This is a genomic window from Chryseobacterium sp. FH2 (genome assembly GCF_001045455.1).
In the GTDB taxonomy this organism is placed as follows: domain Bacteria; phylum Bacteroidota; class Bacteroidia; order Flavobacteriales; family Weeksellaceae; genus Chryseobacterium.
This window is the reverse complement of record NZ_LFNE01000009.1, coordinates 113,587-134,921: the sequence shown is the minus strand read 5'-3', so window position 1 is coordinate 134,921 and position 21,335 is coordinate 113,587. Positions and strand designations below refer to the sequence as shown.

The following is a 21,335-nucleotide window of genomic DNA, read 5'->3' as shown; positions in this document are numbered from 1 at the left end:
CAAGAGCAAATAATTAATAATATTTTGTTAGATTTGTAATGAAAATCATCTAACATTTTGAAAACAACATTAACAGAAGAAAATTATCTGAAGGCCTTGTTTCATTTAGTTGACAATGAAGGGAAAGTGACGATTAACGAATTGAGCAAATTTTTAAATGTAAAAATGCCGAGCGTTAATAATATGATGAAGAAATTTGCAGACAAAAGCTGGGTAATTTATGAAACTTACAAACCCCTCCGGGTGACTGAAAAAGGTCGACGGGAGGCTTCTTTAGTTGTACGAAAGCACAGACTTACCGAAATGTTTTTGGTGAAAAAAATGAATTTTGGCTGGGAAAATGTTCATGAAATTGCTGAACAGCTTGAGCATGTGCATTCAACGATTTTCTTTGATAAGATGGATGAAATTCTTGATTATCCGAAATTAGATCCACATGGCGAGCCAATCCCTGACAAAGATGGAAATATCATCGCTCAGGATTTGCAAAAATTAAGCAACTGTAAACTTGGTGAAACTATTATTTTTGCTTCCGTAACGCTGTCTGACGATGCATTCCTTAATTACCTGACGGAAAGAAATCTGCTTTTAAATAAAAAAATAAAAGTTGTAAAAATTGAGAGTTTTGACAAATCTATAACTGTGGAAGTAGATGGAAAACAGGAAGTTTTAAGCAAAAAAGCGACTGAAAAAATACTGGTAAAGAAATAAATTTAAACCATTAAAATTTTAAATAATAATAGTAATGGTTTAATATAAATTATTTCAAACTGTTTTTCAAAATCTCTGAAACTTTTTCAATTTCGTCCGGTGTATTAAAATAATGTGGTGACAGCCTTACAATCCCGTTGATATTTTTATTTGTAAAATCAATCAACGCAGAATTTTTATACGTTACCGAAAAAAATATATTATTTTCTTTTAAAACTTTTTGAATATTTTCAAGATCGCCATCCGGACTGCAGAAAGTAACAATACTACTCAGATTATTTCCAAGATCCCAAGTTTGAAAACCACTATTCTGAAGGTTTGTCCTAAGGGTTTGTGACAGATTTTTATTATAATTCTCAATATTCTGTATTCCAATATTATTGGCATATTTTGTAGCTTCCATTAAACCTAAAATCGAAGCGTAAGAAACTTCCCAATGCTCAAATCTTTTTGCAGTTGTGAATAATTCATAATCATTATATTCCGTCCATTTCGCACCTCTCATATCCAGTAGTAAAGGCGCATAATTTTGATTTAAAATTCTATCTGAAACATATAAAAACCCGGTTCCTCTGGGCCCTCTCATGAATTTTCTTCCTGTTGCTGTTAAAAAATCACAGTTAATTTTTTCAACGTCTACAACCATTTGACCAACTGACTGACAGGCATCTACCAAATACAGCACCTCATATTGGCTGCAGATTTTTCCAACACCTTCTACATTTTGAATTAAACCTGAATTTGTTGGAATATGAGTGACAGCAACCAATTTCGGATGATGTTTGTTAATTAAATCTTCCAAGTCTTCCAAATCCAATTCATTATCTGAAAGATTTTTCATTCTCATCACTTTTACATTCAATTTTTTTTGTAACGAAATAAAAGTGATCTGATTAGAAATATAATCATCAGCCGTTGTAATAATACAGTCTCCTTCTTTAAAAACAATACTGGACAACGCCTTTACATAAGCATCCGTAGCGCTGGTCATAAAAGCAATATTGGAAGGTTTACAATGAATCAGTTTTGCTGTTTCCCTGTAGAATTTTTCCAATAGTTCAGCATTTCTATCAGCAACTTCATATCCGCCAAATTCCTCTTCTTGATGCAAATAATCAATCATTGAATCTACAACGCCTACGGACATTAATGAAGAACCTGCATTATTTAAAAATATTTTTCCATCAGACAGCCCTCTTATGTCTTGTCTTATTTTATCTGTATTCATTTGATAAATTGTTTTTTTAAATGCTTGTAAGTTTATTTTTTACTTAAAATAGATCTTTATTCAACCAATTCTACATAAAAAATCCCGAAATTTCTATAACGGGATTTATATTTTTTTAAGCTGAACTTATTTTAATCTAAAACACTCCAACCTCTTTTTGGATTGTTATTATTCGTAACTTCCTGCTCATTAACAATAATATTTTCTTTTCTCTGACCAATATAATCCAGCTCACTCAATTTAGAAAAAATAATTTCCAAACTTCTCAACATCTGCTGGATATAAACAAGCGGTTCTCCACAATTGTGATGGTCGTAATTCGTTTCTGCTACTATGGATAGTTGGTTTAATAGTGTATGGGGTGCAATTTCGCTCCATTCCAAACTGTAATTCAACATTTCCTCCAATTCCGCAGGAACTAAAACCTGAGTCGCATTGTATAGGCGAAGCGCCAGTTTTGCAAAAGATTCAATCAAAAATACAGGCGGTTGATAAGGCGTGATATTTCTGAACTGGAAATACATATCTCCAAAAGTCGTAACCAATGTATTACACAGAAACTTAACATTTTGAGCTAACGCTGTGTTTTGATTTTTATGTGAAGATTTTTGAATAATTTTGAAAGCGTATTGCTGTAAGTTGCCTATTGATTTAGCGAAATTATTGTAATAATCCAGCAACGCCGGGTGACTCTGAACCGACGTACATGGTGGAATAAAATTAGAATCTACCTGTGCTATATTTCCTTTTAAATCTACCTTTCCGATAATCAGATAATTCCCTCCGGAATAACTGCTGTTCAGAGAGGTGACAGGAAGTAATTCGATATGATGATTAGGCTGTGCATTTGGATGTCGAGGCGGAATTTCCTCAGGATCGATATCCCCGAAAGGCACTTTATCAAAAGGATTGACAGAAATCAAAATATAATAATCTCCATCAGCCTGCTCTTCATTCATTGATTTTGCCAATGACTTCACGCTCACTCTCCTATCGTTAAGCTCAATTCGGTAACCGGCCAGAGTCACTGCACTGCAACGTTTTATCACCAATTGTACATCATTGGTTGCTGTATTATGAACATCAAAAATCGTTCTGTCCGTAAACTCGTTTGAGATTGGCAGAAGTCCGTAATTGTATGCTGTAATCCCAAGCGAGTTGGAATCCCTGATAGTATCGATTAAAAAATTATCCTGATCATTAAGGTGTCTCTGGGAAACTTTCATCCCATCTACCCAATTGATTGCAAAATGTTTAATAGGCTGTATCATATTAGATATCTTTAAAATTGTGTGTTTTATGGTCTTCTTATTCCTTCTTCTTCGTGTTGGATCACTCTTTTACAAATCACCACCTCGTTTTCCGAAATACTGTTTGTTGCAATATCCTTATCAAAATCTATATATTTTCTGAAACTGAAAAATGATTTTTTTGTATAGAAAATCCAGTAATAAGGCTCTCTTTCCTGATCTGAAAGATGAATAATAGAGCTTGGATTTTTGTGGTTGTAATCATCTACCACCCTGTAAAACCAGTCCCCGAAAGTTACTCCTGTCGGCAAAGTTTTAGCTTTAATTCTAAATCTGTTGGCATCTTCTAAATTCTTACTTAATTCAACATTTAAAACCATTAATCTGTCAAAATCAGCACCTTCAAAATCCGGCAGCCTTTGATCGGGTGAGTATCTCCATGTTTTGTAAATATCAACCGGAATGCTGATAAACTGGATATAACAATAGTAAAATACCATCGGAACCAGGAAAATAAACATGCTGGTGGCAGCCATGACAGGATATCCCATTCCCCTGCTCATCCATTCAAAAATCAGATAAAAAAGGTAGCCCCCAAAAGCAATACAAGTGATTGAGAGTATAGATTCAAACAAAATACTCATCCCCACAGAATCAATATGCTTTCTGAAAAATCTATGCAATAAATTGACGTGAATAATACCAAAAATAAGGTAAATAATTTGCGAAATAAGGTACCAATAAGGATTAAAAAGATTGCCTGCAAACCCGAAAATTCCAGGAATAGCAAGGCACAAGCTGCAAAGCAGAACGTATATGATAATGGTTTTGATTTTTATGGCAGGTTTATTTCTTCTGATTACCCCAAGAATAACCATCATGATAACCGCAAATAAAGGCATTAAAATATACCTAAAAAAGATTCCTTTTACTGAAGAAATTTCCATTTTTTTCTTTTCAAATTAATATTTTGTTGGTAGTTGTAAATATAGTAAAATATTTTACAGAAATGTAGAGTATCCAAGGCGGTTAGCATTTCTTTCATCATCTTCTAAAGCAAATGAATATTCCTTCTTTTCTGTGATAAAATTTTCCTTCACATCTACACTTACTGGTAAAAAATAATCATACAAAGCCTGAAGAACCTTCCTGAACGGATTTCCATCAATATATTTCTTCATGTCTGAATAAGGAATCGGCCCTATATTTACTACCCAGTTTCTCTGTCCGTCCATATGTCTTCCGCTCGGAATATAGGTCACTCCCAATCTCGAATTCCCCAACAACATCGAATCATCATTTTCTTCGATATCATCAATAATATTCGGTGCAAAAGTGACTTCCACGGGAACTTGTAAAAATGCTGTCATACATCTTTCAAACCATCTTTTATCTCCCCTGATTTGATGAAAAAAAGGTAAAATATAGATAAAAATATAAGCATTCTTTTTATCAAGCAGGCTGAGTAGAGGCCAAAGTTCACTCACCGTATCAAGTAAAGAATCTGTATCACTTGAAATATCAAAATCATGTTCTTTAAGCAAAGAACTGATTTCGGTGAAAAATATTTCTAGTTCAAAAGGTTTAAAAAACTTTCTCGCGTCCTCTTCTACTCTTTTTTGTTTGCGAATTTCTTTTACGACACTTTCTACATTTTTTCGGGTAGCCCCAAGCGATGGCGGATGAAACAACCCTTCCGGAAGATAATCATAAATCCCCTCCCTATATGTTTCTATCAAAAAGACTTCTTCGTCAAAACCTAAATAATTGCTTGAAATACTTTTGATATCCTTTAAATAAGCTCTATCATTAATTCCTATTCGCTCAATAAAAATATTGCTTACTGCTCTGTGGTATTTCAATAGGTTGACTGCCACAGATTCAGCTTTAAAATCTGTCTGCAGCTTATTGTAATTCATATCTACAATATTATTCTCATACATAGTGTTTCCTGTGATTATCGGCATGCAAAGGTAATATATCTCTTATTATTGAAAAAACATTTTCCCAATAATTTTATTTTAAAAATACTAATTTATTGGCATTAAAAAGAATATTATACATCATTATCCGTAAAAATACGGTAAAACATATAAAATTAAAGTTAAGTTCAAATCTTATTTTAAGATTGAGTTAAATTTATACACCCTTTCTTATTAAGCTTATTCTTAAACTTCAAATTAACCGTATCTTTGCCCCTTGAAAATGTTATTTAAAATGAAAAGTATTTATTCTAAAATTCTGATTTTAGCATTCATTACATCTTCGCTTTATTCTTATGCATGGGGATTGACGGGGCACAGAATTATTGCAGAAATCGCAGAAAACCACCTTTCCGGAAAGGCAAGAAGGGAAATCAAAAAAATAATGGGTAAAGAACGCCTTGCTTATTGGGCAAACTGGCCGGATTTTATTAAATCTGATACTACAGGTGTCTGGAAACAGGCTTCAGCTTGGCATTATGTAAATATTGATCCACAAACGGATTTCAAAGCCTTTGAGAAAAATTTGGAAGCCCAGGCTGGTCCGAGCTTGTATACTCAGGTAAAAACGTTATCAAGCCAGATTAAGGATGAAAAAACTTCTGAAAAAGACAGAAAAATTGCTTTAATTTTCCTAATTCATATTATGGGAGATTTAGCACAGCCTTTACACGTTGGCCGTTCTGAGGATTTGGGAGGAAACAAAATCAACGTTACATATTTTGGAGATAAAACAAATCTACATTCAGTCTGGGACGGGAAGTTAGTAGATTCTCAAAAATACAGCTATACAGAATATTCGAAGCTTTTGGATATTAAGTCTAACGACGAAGTAAAACAAATCCAGACGGGAACATTGGAAGACTGGTTATATGATTCTCATAAAATCGCGAATAAAATCTATGCACAAACACCGGATGGTTCAAAATTATCTTATGACTATCAGTATAAATTTAATGATACCTTAGAAAGACAACTTCTTTACGGAGGTTTAAGATTAGCTAAATTGTTGAATGATTTGTTTTAATAGTCTATTATTACTGACTTCTGGAAAATAATCAAACTTAAAAATTATAAAGCGGAACTTAAGTTTCGCTTTTTTTGATAATATTTTTAAACCATTAAAATTTTAGAATAATTTTACTCAAAATCTACATTCTGAGTCGTGGGAGCCACAATTTACAACTATTTTTTCAAATTCATTTTAATTAAATGAAAAATAATTAAAACATGTGTAACCTTTTTATCTTTTCAAACGTATAATATTATAGTAACTCTTTTTTGAGGATAAAATAAATGAGACAATTAAAAATCACCAAGCAGGTTACCAACAGGGAAACTGCTTCATTAGACAAGTATTTGCAGGAAATTGGTAAAGTTGAGCTGATCACTGCGGACGAGGAAGTAGATTTGGCACAAAGAATACGTGCAGGCGACAGAGCTGCACTGGAGAAATTAATCAAAGCCAACCTTCGTTTCGTAGTTTCAGTATCAAAACAATACCAGAATCAAGGTCTTTCTTTACCCGATTTGATTAATGAAGGTAACTTAGGACTGATGAAAGCAGCAAAAAGGTATGATGAAACAAGAGGTTTCAAATTTATCTCTTACGCGGTTTGGTGGATTCGTCAATCAATTTTACAGGCTCTGGCAGAACAGTCAAGAATTGTAAGATTGCCATTGAACAAAATCGGCTCCATCAACAAAATTAACAAAGCATACGCTCACCTTGAACAAGAAAACGAAAGACCGCCTTCCCCGGAAGAATTGGCTGAAGTTCTTGACATGAGCGAGGAAGATATCAAAGAATCTATGAAAAACTCCGGTAGACACCTGTCTATGGATGCGCCTCTGGTAGAAGGTGAAGATTCTAATCTTTATGATGTATTACGTTCCGGAGAATCTCCAAGTCCTGATAAAGATTTGATGCTTGAATCTCTTCAAATAGAGATCGAAAGAGCGTTAAATACTTTAACTCCAAGAGAGGCCGACTTAGTAAGATTGTACTTCGGATTAAACGGTAAACACCCGATGACTCTTGAAGAAATCGGTGAAACTTTCGACCTTACCAGAGAGAGAGTTCGTCAGATCAAAGAAAAAGCGATTAAGAGACTAAAACACAATACCAGAAGCAAGATTCTAAAATCTTATTTAGGTAAATAATTTTTAGCGTAACAATGTATTAGGCGAAGTTTGATTTTCAAGCTTCGCTTTTTTTGTAACAAACCTTAGGGTATCTTCAACTAATTAAACAAAATCAAGTTTTAATAACATACTTTGTCATTCTGAACGTAGTGCATCTAAGTGAAGAATTTCTAAATAAATATATCAATTACATTAAGAGATTTCTCCGTTGAAATGACAATAGAATTTAAAAACAAACTATGAAAAAAATATTTTTAGCTTCGTCATTGATATTGCTTTTTTCTTGTGGAGAAAATAAACCCGACAATAAGCCACTTGTAGAAAATGCTGTTGATAACGCAGAATCTTCAATAACTTCCTTAAAAGACAGTAAACTATATTCGCGTGATGTAAACATGATTCATCAAATTTATGGTGAATTAATCAAAAACGACAAGACACTTCAGATCTTAAATAATAAAGTAAATAGCATTGATGGCAAAACTCAGGAAATAACTTCACAATATGATAATATTATAAGTAAATCTGAAACATATTATAATAATGCTGAAACTCTCGCAAAATCTGTAACTGATTCTATAACAAGAAAAGAAATCGAAAAAGAAATCAAATTTAGTTCAGAGGAATACAACTCAAAAATTAAACATATCAAAGATTTAATTGAAGAAATAAATAAAAACCGAGTAAAAATTCATGATGAATATATCGTTTTCAAAATCAGAAAAACCCTTCCTGAAATAGAAAAATATCAAGATGCACATCCTTTAAAAACAGATAGCCTAGAAAATTTTATCACGAAACAAAATCAATTATTAAACGAATTGAAAAATGTAAAATAATAAATTCAATCTTGATACTTAATAATCGATGCCAGAAGGATTAACACTTGTTTTTATATTATATTGTTATTTGAAATTTATATGCAACCTCTGTGGAAAATAAAAAGACCGCCTCAAAATTGAAGCAGTCTATCTTTAGTAGGTTAAAGTAATCCCGGCTCCCCACCCCAGTTCGTTATCATAATTTCCGGAAACAGATAACCATTTTTGTAAAATATATCGTAATCCTGTGTTGAATTCTCCGTCAGAATTTACAGTAAAATTTCCTCTCAGTCTTCTCGAAAGCGGAATATCTTCCCGGCTTAATTCCAGTAAAACTTTACCGTTTTGGTCAATACTTGCATCAGCTGTAATTAGCATTGGTAAAAGATATTGCATACCAACAATGAAAGTCGCTTTATTTTTAGAGGCTTTTTGCTGTCTAAACCAAGTTCTTTTCCCATCAAAATTCATTCCCATTTCTTCCATCATTCGTCTTTCCATAATTTCATGATTTTTTTGAATTCTAAAACCTGCATAAGGTAAAGCCCATTGAAATTTCCCTAAAAATCTTCCGACTTTAAAATTTCCGTCAAAATGAGTAAAATCCCAATTTGTATGAAATTCATTCAGGTTTGCCCATCTCGGCCCGAACATAGTCATGGTTTCTGCATGCATCTTATTAGTCTGAATATCAAGCATCGCCATTGAACTTATCATTCGGTTATCTTTCATGAAATTTTTCCAGGCCAATTTTCTATCCGGAAGCTGAGGATTCGGTGTTGAATCTTCATAACTAAAAATTCTTCCCATTCCTGCCATCATATGGTACAGAATATGACAATGAAAAAACCAATCGCCATCTTGATTGGCGGCAAATTCAATCGTATTGGTTTCCATCGGCATAATATCAACTACATTTTTCAGCGGGGAATACTCTCCTTTTGAATTTAACAATCTGAAATCATGACCGTGAAGATGCATCGGATGGCGCATCATAGAATTATTGTACATCGTAATTCTCAGAATTTCGCCCTTTTTCACTAAAATTTTATCCGTTTCCGTAACAGTTTTGTTATCTAAAGTCCATAAATAATGGTTCATATTTCCTTCCAAAGTGAATTTTATTTCACGAACATTTTCTGTCGGAAGAATTGTTTTTTCGGGAGATTTCAACATATTGTAAGACAGTCTTTTAATAGACTTCTCTTCCTGCGTATCCATTCCTGAATGATTTGAATGCTCTTTTTCTTTAGACTTTCTTCCCATCATTTCATTCATATGCTTCATTGTCATTTTTCTTTGACTTTCAGAAAGTTCAGGATACATGACTTCATTCATATCCATCATCTGATTGCTCATCGTCATATTCATCGGCTTCATATTGCCGCTTATTTCCATCATTCCGTTCATCATTTTCATGCCTTCAAAAAGTTTTAATCCCGGTAAGTTCGGAGCCTCAATTTTTTCACCTGCCCCCAGCCAAAGTGAAGCATGCCCTATTCTATCTTCCGAAGTGGCGCGAAATTCAAAACTCTTATTTTCAGGAATCGTTATTTCAATATCATAAGTTTCTGAAACACCAATAATTAGTCGGTCAACCTCCGTAGGAACAACATCATTTCCGTCATTTCCAATAACTTTTATTTTACCACCGCTGAAATTCAGCCAAAAATAAGTGGAAGACCCCCCGTTTGCCACTCTCAGCCGAACTTTATCACCCGCTTTTAATTGAGAATAATCAGAAGTTGGTTGTCCGTTGATGAGAAATTTATCATAATAAACATCACTTACGTCCATCGCTTCCATTCTTTTCCATTCGTTCAGAGCTTTTGTTCCAAAGTTTCCGGATTTTATGGCTTCCCAGTAACTTTGAACTGCATTTTTCTTGATTGCATACCAATCTGTATTCGCCATGTGAAGCCGTCTCGCAATCTGTGTCGGATCTTCATCACTCCAATCTCCCAGTAATACTGGGATTTCTTTAGTATAATTTATCTTTGGCTCTCCATCTCTTTTATTGAAAACCAAAATTCCATTCATTCCTATTTGTTCCTGCAAACCGTCGTGGGAATGATACCAATACGTCCCGTTTTGGGAAATTGCAAACTTATATAAATGCGTTTCTCCCGGTTTTACAGGTTTAGTCGTCAAATAGGGAACTCCATCATGTTCGTTTGGTACAATCACACCATGCCAGTGAAAACCTGTATTTTCTTTCAGCATATTATGAAGATAAATTTCCGCAGTATCTCCTTCTGTAAAATATAAGGTCGGAGCCTGTAATTTTCCGTTGACAGCAATCGCTCGGCGGTTTTTTCCTGTAAAATTCACAATCGTATCTTTTACATACAGATCATAACGAACGGTTTTCCCTCCAAAACTAACTTTTCCATTTTCTGAATTTCTCTTTAAAACATAATTTCGAGATTCTTTTTCAGACTGTTGAGATTGAAATTTATTTTCAATTTCTACTAAATCCATTCCGCATTTCGGGCACTTTCCTTGTTTATCGGAAGTAACTTCGGGATGCATTGGACAAGTGTAGATTTTTTTAGGCTGAAATTGTTCAGATGAAGTTTTATTTTGGATTTTTAAATTTAGAGAAGGTTTAATTTTATCAGCTTCAAAAGATTTCCTTACCTTTCTTATTGCAGCTTTTTTCTCAACCTTAGTGATCTCATCCTTAATTTCAGGTTTTGTTTCTGTTTTCGGCAAAGTTTTTACCTGTGGTTTTTCTGCAACTTCAGGCTTTTGCACAATCGCTTTTTTCCTTAAAGTCATTCCGCATTTTGGGCAATCGCCTGGTTGCAAAGAAATAACTTCGGGATGCATCGGGCAAGTATATAACGTTTTTGTTGTTTGCGAAAAATTAAAAACAGAAAACAAAAGTACCAGAAATAGTATCAACTTTTTCATAATATTTCGGACTTTATAAAGCTGTATAGTGAAAATTTAATCATTTAAACTATACAACTTATTATTATTTAAATAAAAATAAAATATTATTTAATCGTCGACTTTACGTTTCCGCAAGAAAGCATAGACTTTCCGTAATAAGGATTTATAATTTTAGATTCATCGCTAAGCCAGCTTCCGTCAGCCATTGGGCAATATTGAATATAGATTGGTTTTTCAGACAGTGTAAATTCCTTTGTTAAAGCAATCATGTTATCTGAAAGATTGAAAAATGTTTCTCTTTGTGCATCAATATTCCTTGCTTCCGAAATCACGGTTGCGTCTTTTCTAAGAATATTTAAATTACCTTCAGAAACTAACTTATAATCAATAGCAGAAGCCGTTTTGATAAATTCTGCTGCTGCTTTTGAAGTTTTATCAGCGTCGTCTGAAGCAAGAGCAGATTTTATAGCAATGTAATTTTGATATAACTTAGAAACCTGAGCATCTTTTTTAGATTGTGCTGAAATTGAGATAATTGAAAATAAAGTGAATACTGCTGTAATGATATATTTTTTCATTGTTTTAAATTTTAGAATAAATAAAATATTTTTTGAAATCACATATTGCGACAAGCTGTGTCGTCTATAATAATATAAACAAACAACCTACGAATTCTAAATTCTAAAATTACAATGACTGATATAAATAGGAAGCGACCTATTTTCCGGCGGAGCATTAATTTGAATCTGAGTAAATTTTGTAGCTGAAAAAGATTTATCTACAAAGAAAAATTCGTGATTCTGAATTTCAGAAATCTGTTTTAAAAAGTCAATTTTAAGCAAATCAGACTTTTGAGAATCATCTGCTTTTACCAGTTTAATTTCTGTTTTACAGCAATCTTTTTTTGTTTTAACGCCGCATTTAGCACAAATATCATCAATTTTTTGACTTACAGAAACCATTTCCTGCATACAATAATGAACACTAAAAACTGCTCCGGAAGAAAATCCGAAGTAGAAAATAGAAAATATTATGGCAAGAATCTTTTTCATTACTAAGACAAAGGTAAAAATATCTTTTAATCTGGTGTTATAGAATTTTGTATTGTTGTTATAAAATTTAGGAAATAAAAAGCTTCTGAAAATTCAGAAGCTTTTTTTTATTATTTTCCGCTGATTAAGCTGATTTTTCAGATATTCATTTATACATTTTACAATCTAATTATTTAATTTTAAATTCAAGTTTTACATTAAAGAAACGTCCTGTTAAACGTACAGGAACAGGATAAGATAAATTGGTACTTGCATCAGAAACCCATTGGTTAGTAACTGTATTTCTAATATTAAACGCATTGAAAACCTGAACACCTAAAGTCAGTTCATCAAAATTATCCCAAAAACCATACGCTGATTTCTTTTCTTTCGGTTCAATAAATGCATAAGATAGTCCCAAATCGACTCTTTTATAAGCTGGCAATGTTTTTTGATATTGATATCTTACATTAATATCAGGTTTACCATTTTCATCGAAAACTATAGGTGTACCAGTTGGCAATCCCATCGCATAAACTAGCGTAAGATTCACACGCATTTTAGGGAATTTCGGCATATAATCCTGATAAAACATTGCAAACCTGAATCTTTGATCTGTTGGCCTAGGAATATCACCTCTTCCATCAACATTCTCATAAACTCTCGCATAACTTGCAGATAACCAAGAATCTACACCTGGAACAAATTCTCCGTACAATCTCGCATCTAGCCCGTATGCATAACCTGTCGCATTATTTTTTCCTGAATAACGGATTCTCACATTATCCATATAATAAGGAATCAGGTTATCCATTTTTTTATAGTATGCTTCAGTCGTTAATTTAAACGGTCTGTCATACATATAAAATTCATAATCGTTTGCTAAAATCAACTGTAACGAACGTTGAGACTTAATATCTTGATTAAAATTTCCGTCTAAATCTTTAATTTCCTTATAAAAAGGTGACTGATAATAAATACCCCCGGAAAGTTTAAATAACATATCCGAATCCCAGTCAGGTTTAATTGCGAACTGGAATCTTGGTGAAAAAATAGTTTCTTTATTAAAACTCCAGTTAGAAACTCTCGCTCCTGCATTTACAAAGACTTTACTTGCGCCCCAGAAAAATTTCTGGGAATATTGCGCGTATGCCGAAAGTCTTGTTGGCTCGATATGATTATTTCCTGCAATATGATAATATAAATCAAGGTCTGAAAAATCACCAATTCTAGGATCATCAATCGGTCTCGGCATACTGTAACCTGCTGAATCAACCAATTTCCACTCATTGGTCATATCTTTCAGGTTTTCTTTTTCATATTTAAAACCAACCTCAATATCCGTATTTACATTTGGTGAAAAACGAGCTCTGAATTGCGTCCCGTACGTTCTAACAAATAAATCGTTTCTAGCATGTTCTATCTGTCCGCCAGCATCATAAGATGTAACAGGATCTCCTGTAATCGGATCAAATGTCTGTAAAATATAAGAAGAGCCAATAGAGTAATATTCTCTTTCTCTGTTCTGATAAGCAAAAGCATCGAGCGTAAACTTCCATTTGTCTGAAGGTTTAAAATTCGCAGATACTGTTCCCATCATGTTTTTATACTTGTCATCTTCCTTTCCGTTATAGAAAACGGTAAGATTCAAAGGTCTTTGTAAGCTTCCGAAATCTACGCTTCTTTCTTTAGGAATCATTTCGTAATCATTCTTGGAATAATATCCTATAAATGATACCGTAAATTTTGGACTGAAATGATAATTAAGATACGTCTGAAAATCCATATACTTCGGATTAAAGTCTGTATCTTCCTTTAATGTATTAAGAACAAGGTTTGTATTTCTATATCTTCCTGAAAATAAAGCAGTAAACTTTTTATTGCCTTCACTATCTTTTCCGGAAGCAAAACCGGCCGTCAGTCTTCCACCAATTAAACTTCCCTCACCTGAAAGCTCAAATTTTTCAGGTTCACGATAATAAATATTCAGTGCAGATGACATTTTATCACCATATCTCGGTTCAAAACCACCTGCAGAAAAATTGACCGTAGAAACCATATCGGGATTAATGATACTCAAACCTTCCTGCTGAGAATTTCTAATCAGAAATGGTCTGTAAATCTCAATATCATTAATATAAATAAGGTTTTCGTCATAGTTTCCACCACGCACCATATATTGAGAAGAAAGTTCCGTATTTGAGTTTACGGAAGGTAAAGTCTTGATAATCCCTTCGATACCTCCGGAAATGCTCGCTACATTTTTAGCATCTTTTGCCGAAATTTTCACATTGGTAATATCCTTCGTACTTCCCGTTACTTTTTTCTGGAAAACAACTTCCTCAATATTGGTAGTCTTTAACGTATCCTTCTTTTTGGTCTGAGAGAATACTAATACAGGAACGATAAGGCTTAGTGGTAAAACTAGTTTTTTCAAAAGAAATGTTTTAAAATTTCAAACGTGAATATATAAATTTTATTTTAACTTATTTAAACTTTATTTAACATTTATTAAAATGATTTTTCACAATCAAGTTTTTAAGTTTCCTTAATGGTATAAAGCTTTAATTCAATAAAAAATTAAATAAGTCTGATTTAGTATTTAGTTTGAAAAAATTATAAAATAGCCTCTCTAATTTTTGTCAGCTTTTGCAACAAATCTTCTAATAAATCCAATCTCAGCATATTTGCACCATCAGATAAAGCCGTTTCAGGAGTCGGATGAGTTTCAATAAAAATTCCGTCTGCTCCTACAGCAATTCCTGCTTTAGCAATAGTTTCGATAAGATCCGGTCTGCCACCGGTAACTCCCGAGCTTTGATTTGGCTGTTGCAAAGAATGTGTAACATCCAGAATTACAGGTGCATACTCTTTCATCGTAGGAATCCCTCTGTAGTCAACAATTAAATCTGTATATCCGAAGGAGTTTCCTCTTTCAATAATAGCAACTTTTTGATTATCAGAATCTGTAATTTTCTGAACCGCAAATTTCATCGACTCCGGAGAAAGAAATTGCCCTTTTTTTAACGAAACGCATTTTCCTGTTTTGGCGGCAGCCACCAAAAGATCTGTCTGACGGACCAAAAATGCAGGAATCTGTAAAACATCAACGTATTGCGCGGCCAAAGCTGCATGTTCGTTTTCGTGAATATCTGTTGTAGTTGGAATATTGAAAGTTTCCCCTACTTTTTTAAGGATTTCCAAAGATTTTTCTTCACCAATCGTTGTAAACGAGTCTACTCTGCTTCTGTTGGCTTTTTTAAAACTTCCTTTGAAAATATAAGGAATGTTATATGTATTGGTAATTTCTATTACTTTTTCAGCAATTCTTAATGCCATATCTTCGCCTTCAATAATACAAGGCCCGGCAATAAGGAAAAAGTTTTTTGAATCTTTATGGTGAATATTATCTAAATACTGAATCATTTTATTTTTTATTAAAAAGTTCAGTAAAAATACTGAGAAACTTTCAGAATCGAAAATTATTTGAGCGCTTTAACAGACCTATGACCACAATAATTTTAGTCTTTCTAATTTTATCTTTTATTGTGATTTTTGCGCCAATAAAATCTCCTACATATTTTGCAGATTAATAAATTTCAACTTATATCTGCTTGATTTGCAAAATCAGCGGAAGAAAAAATATTATTTGAAAATATCAATTCATTCTCTTTAAAACCTTCTCAAAAGTATTGATATTTCTACTGGTAAATTGATCTTTTAAACTTTTCTTCCCTAAAATTTTCCCGAAAGTAGAATCTAAAGTATTTCCTTTTGTAACCTGCCAATAGAAAATATTATTAATGATTACAGCATCTTCAGTTTCAGTTTTTGAAGCATTTTCGAATTCTTTCATTAAAACATTTTCCACTCCATCATTTCCGACAAAAGCGTACGTATGAAAATCATCTTTCTTTTCAAAAGGATTTCCGTTCCAGACGTTTTCTGTTTCTTCCTGAGATTTCACGAATAGAAATGCTTCATACGAAAAATGTTCAGACATTGCCTTTTCAAGGATTTTTTTTAAATCTTCTTTAGTTTTATCAGAAGAAAAAACAATATTTCCGGAAGCTAAAACCGAAATGGCATCATTCATTCCCGCATCTTTGAAAACCTGGCAAACAGCAGCCATTTTCATATTGGTTCCTTTCACATTTATCCCTCGAAGAAAAGCACAGTATTTCATAATTTCAGTTTTTTACCAGTAATAATTTCCTATTAATTGCATTGCGAAAGTCTGTAATAAACAAAGTACATATAAAATGCTTAAACTTTCATATTTCAAATCTTTCAAAAATAAAACAAAAAATGGCACAATGTACAAACAGGCTCTTGCTGTTTCACCGGTCCCGTAAGCTCCGGTTAAAAACATCAACCCTAAAGCTCCAATTCCTGCAAAACAAAAAGCATTAATCTGTTTATCCGTAAAAAGATTAAAATTCTTGTTTTTAAAACTAAAGAAATAAGCTATATAGGCAAACGAAAGAAAAATCAGGATTTCACCCATATCTTCAAGCCTTGTGAAGAAGTAAATAATAGGTGAATGCAATAGCATAAAACCATTTGGGTTTTCAGAACGGCTTGCTTCAAAGAAAGTCGTTAAGTGATTGCTTCCTGTATATTCAAAGCTTAAATAAAAGAATCCAACCGTCAAAATGAAACAAATAGCAGAAGCAATAATAACTGAAAATTTCTTTTTATATAAAGTTACCAATGATAAAAATCCCAAAAATGCAAATAAAAACAATCCTGAAAACGTCAGCATATTTGTCATGATTATTCCGGCTAAAGCCATTAAAATTCCCAGAAAACTTAATTTATTACTCAAATAAATTTTTGAAATTCCGCAAAGAAATAATAATGTTGAAGTAAGGATTACAGCATCAATAGAAACCAAAAGATAAATATTCACAGATGGAATCACAGCAAATAATAACAATAAAAGTTTTCTTTTTGTAATATCAATATTAAAGTTTTTCATTACAATATTCATTAAAGGAAAACTTAATAGTGAAATTGTCAGAAAACCTAGACTCATACCTAAAATACTTCCGTTAAATATTTCAAGAAAAACGTAATGAAGTAATGTTGTATAAGGCGGATGTGTCTTTGTATGAAGCTGGAAAGATTCAAGATTACTATTAAAATTTAAAATCCACAATTTCCAGTCTGTAATGTTTACGGCATCAGTATAATATTGCCGTCCTTTGTAATAAAACGGCTGCAGGAAAGCGATATCTATATTTCCCTGTCCCATATTCCCAAATACAATTAATAAAATACATATAAGGAAAACTACAAAAAAGCTTAATTTTTGGTGGTAGCAGTAAGCCAGACAGGCTGTACCTAAAAATAATAGGCAGAATAAACTGCCTATTATAAGAAATGAGGATGGATAAATTACCGAGAAAGGAAATAAAAGATTGTTCCCGGTAAATACCACATATTTATTGAGTAAGAAAATACTTACTGCTAAAAGTATCCATATAAAAATTGCTATTGAAAAAACTTTTAAGGGAAAATCCGTTTTTTCTAAATATTTCATCATTCTAAAAATGTTTTTAATTATTGAGTTGCTTTTATGATTGCTGTTGTAATCTGCTCTTCTTTTTCCTTGGAGTACGTAGAATCAAATGGCTCCATAATATCAAATAAATACTGATAAAATGGTGTGATTTTCTGAACATTTTCAGACTCACCCATTGCTTTTTCTTTACCCATTTCTTTAAGACTTCCGACAAAAGTATTAAACTTTTTATCAATTGGCTCAATAGATCTTACAAGATAATCGTAAGCTTTATTTTTTTGTCCCGTCTGATTATATGCATCTGTAACAGCTTTCACCACCATCGAATATTCAGCTGGTTTAGCGCCCATTGCTCTTCTTAAATATCTTTGCTCAGAAGGTTTAAGGCTTGTATAATAATCATATTCTTCAAAAATTCCTTTTTTAAGAACTTCTGCCAATTGTAAACCTTTTTTCTCCTGTCCAGCAACAATATATCCATAAACAATTGAGCTTAGAGAACGAGGATCATTATATTTCTGAGCCGGAATTTCTTTCGCAGCCAGATCTAACAGTTCAGCAGCTTTTTCTTTTTGTCCGCTCACTGCTAATGCTGCCGCAGCCCTGCTTGCAGAACTTCTATAGCTGATAATGTTTGAAGTTGCAGTTTCATCGAAATGATTATTTAAGTTTTTGAAGTTACCCCATCTGAAGTTTTTCACTGTCTTGTAAAGAGAATTTGCATCTACCCTTCCCATTTCACCATCCGGAGTCTGAGGTGTATGAATTGGGATTAATCTGTAGCTGAAACCATCAAACTGAAGATACTCATCAAGATAAAAAATGTTTTCGCTGTCATAAACCCCTCCTGAAGAGAAATTGATTGGCCTTTTCCAATCAAAATTTGCCAATACATCAAACATCATCAAATTATTCTTATAAAGTGTGTTTGCTTTATAATTAATCATAATTTGATTGGCTGTATTTGGAAGGTCAGCTTGATTAATAATTCCTGCTGCCAAAGCATTGTCTTTGTTGACTGGTAAAATGAATTTTTTTACAGGCAGGAAATTATACTTTTCATATCTGTCTTCACCAAAAATCATTTTAAGAATTTCATCTTTTTGAGGAGATTTTTGTTTGATAAAATTTACTGCTTCTTTCAACGTCATTGAATCCTGAACAAGGTATTTTTTGAAACCTTGAAACTCGTTTTCCGGTACACCCTGTTCTTTTAATGAAGCAAAAATTCCTTGCCAGTCTTCCTTTTTCATCAAGTAAATCTGATCATTCACCCCATCTCTGTAATCATCATGAGTCAGCTGGCTTGGGATTGCATCTGCATTATAAGTCTTTCTTCTTACCTGATCAATATTCCAAGGTGTTGATAAAAGGGTAAAGTTTACCACTTTTACATCATCCCTGAATCTTTCTGTTTCCTGAATTGCCCAAACCGGGTACGTATCATTGTCACCATAAACAAATAAAATGTCGTTTTTTGGTAATGTTTTTAAGATTGAATATCCATAATCATAAGCTGTATACCTGTCGCTCCTGTCATGAACATTATAGTTTTGGAAGCCCATCATAAAAGGAACTCCTAACAGGACTACCCCTATGCCGATATTCGCTGCATTCGACTTTACTTTAGATTGCAGAAACCAAAGAATTGCTCCGGCTCCAAGTCCAATCCAAATCGCAAAAGCATAGAAGGATCCCACCATCGCGTAATCTCTTTCTCTCGGTTCAAAAGGTTTTACTCCTGTATAGAAAATGATACCAACACTTGTAATAATAAATAAAGATAAAATCGCATAAAACCTTCCAAAATCTTTGTTCATTTGGAAAAAGAATCCGATTAATCCTAACAATAAAGGTAAAAAGAAGAATTTTACAGTGCTTTCATTTTTGAATTTTGCAGGCATTTTTTCCTGACTTCCCCACAAAGCATCATCAATAAAAGAAATACCCGAAATCCAGTTACCTTTTGTGCTTTCCATATTTCCTTCAAGGTCATTTTGTCTTCCTACGTAGTTCCACATCAGATATCTTACAAAATAATATCCGTTTTGGAATGTAAAGAAATAATCCATATTCTGAGCCAAAGAAGGTTTCTGAACGGTAATCAAATTATAAGGCTTTACCTTTAAGTAATCTGAAACGGTGATCGACTTATCTTCATATTTCTTTCTCAGCTCATCAAAAACCTGTTTGGCCTCAGGATTATCTGCAACATCTTCATTTCCGTAATTAAACTGAAAATCCGGCGCTCCGTACATAGAAATATAGTTCGACATTACGTCTTTATCTTCATTAAACATTCTCGGCATAAAGCTTACCTGAGACTTATTAAAAACGTAATTGAATCTGTCTCCAGTTTTTCTATACATTCCCGTTTTTTCATCTTTTTCGTAAGAATCACCTGTCTTTTGAGTCTTGAAACTTCCGTCTTCATTTTTCTCGATACCGTTTGCATCAAGGAAAGCTGTATAGTTTTGACCATAAATTGTAGGCCAGTCACCATACTGAACTCTGTTATAATAATCCAACATTCCGATCGCATTATCCGGATCGTTTAGGTTCATCGGGGGATTGGCATTCGCTCTGATAGGAATTACCATCCAACAAGAAAACCCTATAATCATATAAACAACCGATAAAGCAATGGTCTGGAAAATATTTTTCTTTGCTCTTTTAGCATATTTAATAAGGAAATAACAAATAGCAATCATTAAAATAAACCCTGCAATCGTTCCTGAATGGAAAGGTAAGCTCAAACCGTTTACAAAGAAGATTTCCAGCCTTCCGAACATTGTCATGATTAAAGGAAAAATACCCTTAAATACAATTGCTAAAATAATTAAAGTAATAACGTTTGCCCACAAAAAGTTTTTCCAAGTAAACTTATAATTTCTTGTATAATATACGAAACAAATTGCAGGAATCGCCAACATACACATCATGTGAACTCCTACAGAAAGTCCTAAAATGAAGAAAATAAGGATAATCCATCTCTCGCTGTCCGGAGCCTGGTATTCGTTTTCCCATTTAGTAATCAACCAAACTAATAATGCAATAAACATTGACGCCATCGAATATACTTCACCTTCCACAGCTGAGAACCAGAATGTATCTGAAAATGTAAAACACAATGCGCCTACAAGCCCTGCAAAAAGAACCGAGATTTCCTGATGTTTCGTGACTTCTTCAAAATCTTTGTTTAAAAGTCTTCTGACGAAATGCGTAATCGTCCAGAATAAAAACAAAATAGTAAAAGCACTAAACAATGCAGACATTGCATTGATAACGATAGAATAGTTTTCGCCCTTTCCTAAAGCAAAAATGGCTGCCACAGCACCCACTATCTGAAATAAAGCCGCCCCGGGAGCATGCGTTACTTCCAATTTTACCGCAGAAGAAATGTACTCACCACAATCCCAAAAACTGAAATTGGGTTCTATGGTGGACAAGTACGTGAAAAATGCAATAACGAAAACTACCCATCCCAAAATGGTGTTCCATTGCCTAAAAGTCCAATTTTTCATAGTATTAAATCAATTACGCGAAAATAAGGCTTTTATATGATTTGAAACTGTTTTTAACAAAATTTAAAGAATTTGGCTCGCTTTTTGAAAAGTTTCATCCTCAGATCGCAAGGCGAAAAATAAAATTTATATACTCCTTGCTTAGAAATCAAACAAAAGTTTAGTAATTATTTATTTTTTTGTATTTTTGCGGTCAGATTTTTATTGAAAATAACAAA

The 21,335-nt window shown here is 33.1% G+C and carries 16 protein-coding genes; 4 read left to right on the top strand and 12 right to left on the bottom strand.

Annotated features, from left to right (window positions below; all coding sequences use genetic code 11):
* Positions 1–57 precede the first annotated feature (57 nt).
* A complete protein-coding gene (locus ACM39_RS14465; RefSeq protein ID WP_048511768.1) occupies positions 58–711 on the top strand; it encodes a metal-dependent transcriptional regulator in 654 nt (217 codons plus the stop codon).
* A 49-nt stretch (positions 712–760) separates the two neighbouring features.
* Here ACM39_RS14465 and ACM39_RS14460 read toward each other — a convergent pair whose 3' ends face one another.
* The 4 genes from ACM39_RS14460 to ACM39_RS14445 form a co-directional block, all read right to left on the bottom strand.
* The gene (locus ACM39_RS14460; RefSeq protein ID WP_048511767.1) at positions 761–1,939 is read right to left on the bottom strand and encodes an aminotransferase class V-fold PLP-dependent enzyme; all 1,179 of its coding nucleotides are present in this window, start codon (positions 1,937–1,939) and stop codon (positions 761–763) included.
* A 131-nt stretch (positions 1,940–2,070) separates the two neighbouring features.
* Complete coding sequence (locus tag ACM39_RS14455) at positions 2,071–3,210, bottom strand: hypothetical protein (RefSeq protein WP_048511766.1); 1,140 nt, start codon at positions 3,208–3,210, stop codon at positions 2,071–2,073.
* A 26-nt stretch (positions 3,211–3,236) separates the two neighbouring features.
* Complete coding sequence (locus ACM39_RS14450; protein ID WP_048511765.1) at positions 3,237–4,136, bottom strand: TssN family type VI secretion system protein; 900 nt, start codon at positions 4,134–4,136, stop codon at positions 3,237–3,239.
* Between the two features lie 54 nt (positions 4,137–4,190).
* A complete protein-coding gene (locus ACM39_RS14445) occupies positions 4,191–5,156 on the bottom strand; it encodes a type VI secretion system baseplate subunit TssG (RefSeq protein WP_228377123.1) in 966 nt (321 codons plus the stop codon).
* A 250-nt stretch (positions 5,157–5,406) separates the two neighbouring features.
* Here ACM39_RS14445 and ACM39_RS14440 point away from each other — a divergent pair, with 250 nt between their 5' ends.
* The 3 genes from ACM39_RS14440 (at position 5,407) to ACM39_RS14430 (ending at position 8,155) form a co-directional block, all read left to right on the top strand.
* On the top strand, positions 5,407–6,198 hold the full coding sequence (locus ACM39_RS14440) for a S1/P1 nuclease (protein ID WP_048511763.1): 792 nt from the start codon (positions 5,407–5,409) through the stop codon (positions 6,196–6,198).
* 269 nt (positions 6,199–6,467) lie between these two features.
* A complete protein-coding gene (locus ACM39_RS14435; RefSeq protein ID WP_027385416.1) occupies positions 6,468–7,334 on the top strand; it encodes an RNA polymerase sigma factor RpoD/SigA in 867 nt (288 codons plus the stop codon).
* A 221-nt stretch (positions 7,335–7,555) separates the two neighbouring features.
* Positions 7,556–8,155, top strand: a complete 600-nt coding sequence (locus tag ACM39_RS14430; protein ID WP_048511762.1) for a hypothetical protein — start codon at positions 7,556–7,558, stop codon at positions 8,153–8,155.
* 135 nt (positions 8,156–8,290) lie between these two features.
* On the opposite strand, the gene ACM39_RS14425 is transcribed toward ACM39_RS14430, so the two are convergent.
* The 8 genes from ACM39_RS14425 to ACM39_RS14390 all read right to left on the bottom strand — a co-directional run bounded on the left by ACM39_RS14425 (position 8,291) and on the right by ACM39_RS14390 (position 21,117).
* Positions 8,291–11,053, bottom strand: coding sequence for a multicopper oxidase domain-containing protein (locus tag ACM39_RS14425; protein ID WP_185097463.1), 2,763 nt, complete (start codon positions 11,051–11,053; stop codon positions 8,291–8,293).
* Positions 11,054–11,139: 86 nt separating this feature from the next.
* On the bottom strand, positions 11,140–11,613 hold the full coding sequence (locus ACM39_RS14420) for a DUF3347 domain-containing protein (RefSeq protein WP_048511781.1): 474 nt from the start codon (positions 11,611–11,613) through the stop codon (positions 11,140–11,142).
* 96 nt (positions 11,614–11,709) lie between these two features.
* Complete coding sequence (locus ACM39_RS14415) at positions 11,710–12,087, bottom strand: HYC_CC_PP family protein (RefSeq protein ID WP_048511761.1); 378 nt, start codon at positions 12,085–12,087, stop codon at positions 11,710–11,712.
* Positions 12,088–12,256: 169 nt separating this feature from the next.
* Positions 12,257–14,503 carry a TonB-dependent receptor plug domain-containing protein gene (locus tag ACM39_RS14410; RefSeq protein WP_048511760.1) on the bottom strand — a complete coding sequence of 749 codons (2,247 nt, stop codon included), beginning with the start codon at positions 14,501–14,503 and terminating at the stop codon, positions 12,257–12,259.
* Between the two features lie 179 nt (positions 14,504–14,682).
* Positions 14,683–15,492, bottom strand: coding sequence for a 3-deoxy-8-phosphooctulonate synthase (gene kdsA / locus ACM39_RS14405; RefSeq protein WP_048511759.1), 810 nt, complete (start codon positions 15,490–15,492; stop codon positions 14,683–14,685).
* A 232-nt stretch (positions 15,493–15,724) separates the two neighbouring features.
* A complete protein-coding gene (locus ACM39_RS14400; protein ID WP_082140612.1) occupies positions 15,725–16,252 on the bottom strand; it encodes a DUF1697 domain-containing protein in 528 nt (175 codons plus the stop codon).
* Positions 16,253–16,264: 12 nt separating this feature from the next.
* Positions 16,265–17,614 (bottom strand): hypothetical protein, encoded by a 1,350-nt coding sequence (locus tag ACM39_RS14395; protein WP_048511757.1) that lies wholly within the window; start codon positions 17,612–17,614, stop codon positions 16,265–16,267.
* A gap of 17 nt (positions 17,615–17,631) precedes the next feature.
* Positions 17,632–21,117: a DUF2723 domain-containing protein gene (locus ACM39_RS14390; protein WP_048511756.1), complete on the bottom strand. Its 3,486-nt coding sequence runs from the start codon at positions 21,115–21,117 to the stop codon at positions 17,632–17,634.
* Between the last annotated feature and the right edge of the window lie 218 nt (positions 21,118–21,335).

What these genes read in the sequence shown, in the direction of transcription:
- ACM39_RS14445 (WP_228377123.1), bottom strand. Translation starts at nt 5,156, where the DNA reads ATGCCGATAATCACAGGAAACACTATGTATGAGAATAATATTGTAGAT.
- ACM39_RS14435 (WP_027385416.1), top strand. Translation starts at nt 6,468, where the DNA reads ATGAGACAATTAAAAATCACCAAGCAGGTTACCAACAGGGAAACTGCT.
- ACM39_RS14460 (WP_048511767.1), bottom strand. Translation starts at nt 1,939, where the DNA reads ATGAATACAGATAAAATAAGACAAGACATAAGAGGGCTGTCTGATGGA.
- ACM39_RS14450 (WP_048511765.1), bottom strand. Translation starts at nt 4,136, where the DNA reads ATGGAAATTTCTTCAGTAAAAGGAATCTTTTTTAGGTATATTTTAATG.
- kdsA (WP_048511759.1), bottom strand. Translation starts at nt 15,492, where the DNA reads ATGATTCAGTATTTAGATAATATTCACCATAAAGATTCAAAAAACTTT.
- ACM39_RS14440 (WP_048511763.1), top strand. Translation starts at nt 5,407, where the DNA reads ATGAAAAGTATTTATTCTAAAATTCTGATTTTAGCATTCATTACATCT.
- ACM39_RS14400 (WP_082140612.1), bottom strand. Translation starts at nt 16,252, where the DNA reads ATGAAATACTGTGCTTTTCTTCGAGGGATAAATGTGAAAGGAACCAAT.
- ACM39_RS14430 (WP_048511762.1), top strand. Translation starts at nt 7,556, where the DNA reads ATGAAAAAAATATTTTTAGCTTCGTCATTGATATTGCTTTTTTCTTGT.
- ACM39_RS14420 (WP_048511781.1), bottom strand. Translation starts at nt 11,613, where the DNA reads ATGAAAAAATATATCATTACAGCAGTATTCACTTTATTTTCAATTATC.
- ACM39_RS14390 (WP_048511756.1), bottom strand. Translation starts at nt 21,117, where the DNA reads ATGAAAAATTGGACTTTTAGGCAATGGAACACCATTTTGGGATGGGTA.
- ACM39_RS14415 (WP_048511761.1), bottom strand. Translation starts at nt 12,087, where the DNA reads ATGAAAAAGATTCTTGCCATAATATTTTCTATTTTCTACTTCGGATTT.
- ACM39_RS14425 (WP_185097463.1), bottom strand. Translation starts at nt 11,053, where the DNA reads ATGAAAAAGTTGATACTATTTCTGGTACTTTTGTTTTCTGTTTTTAAT.
- ACM39_RS14395 (WP_048511757.1), bottom strand. Translation starts at nt 17,614, where the DNA reads ATGATGAAATATTTAGAAAAAACGGATTTTCCCTTAAAAGTTTTTTCA.
- ACM39_RS14455 (WP_048511766.1), bottom strand. Translation starts at nt 3,210, where the DNA reads ATGATACAGCCTATTAAACATTTTGCAATCAATTGGGTAGATGGGATG.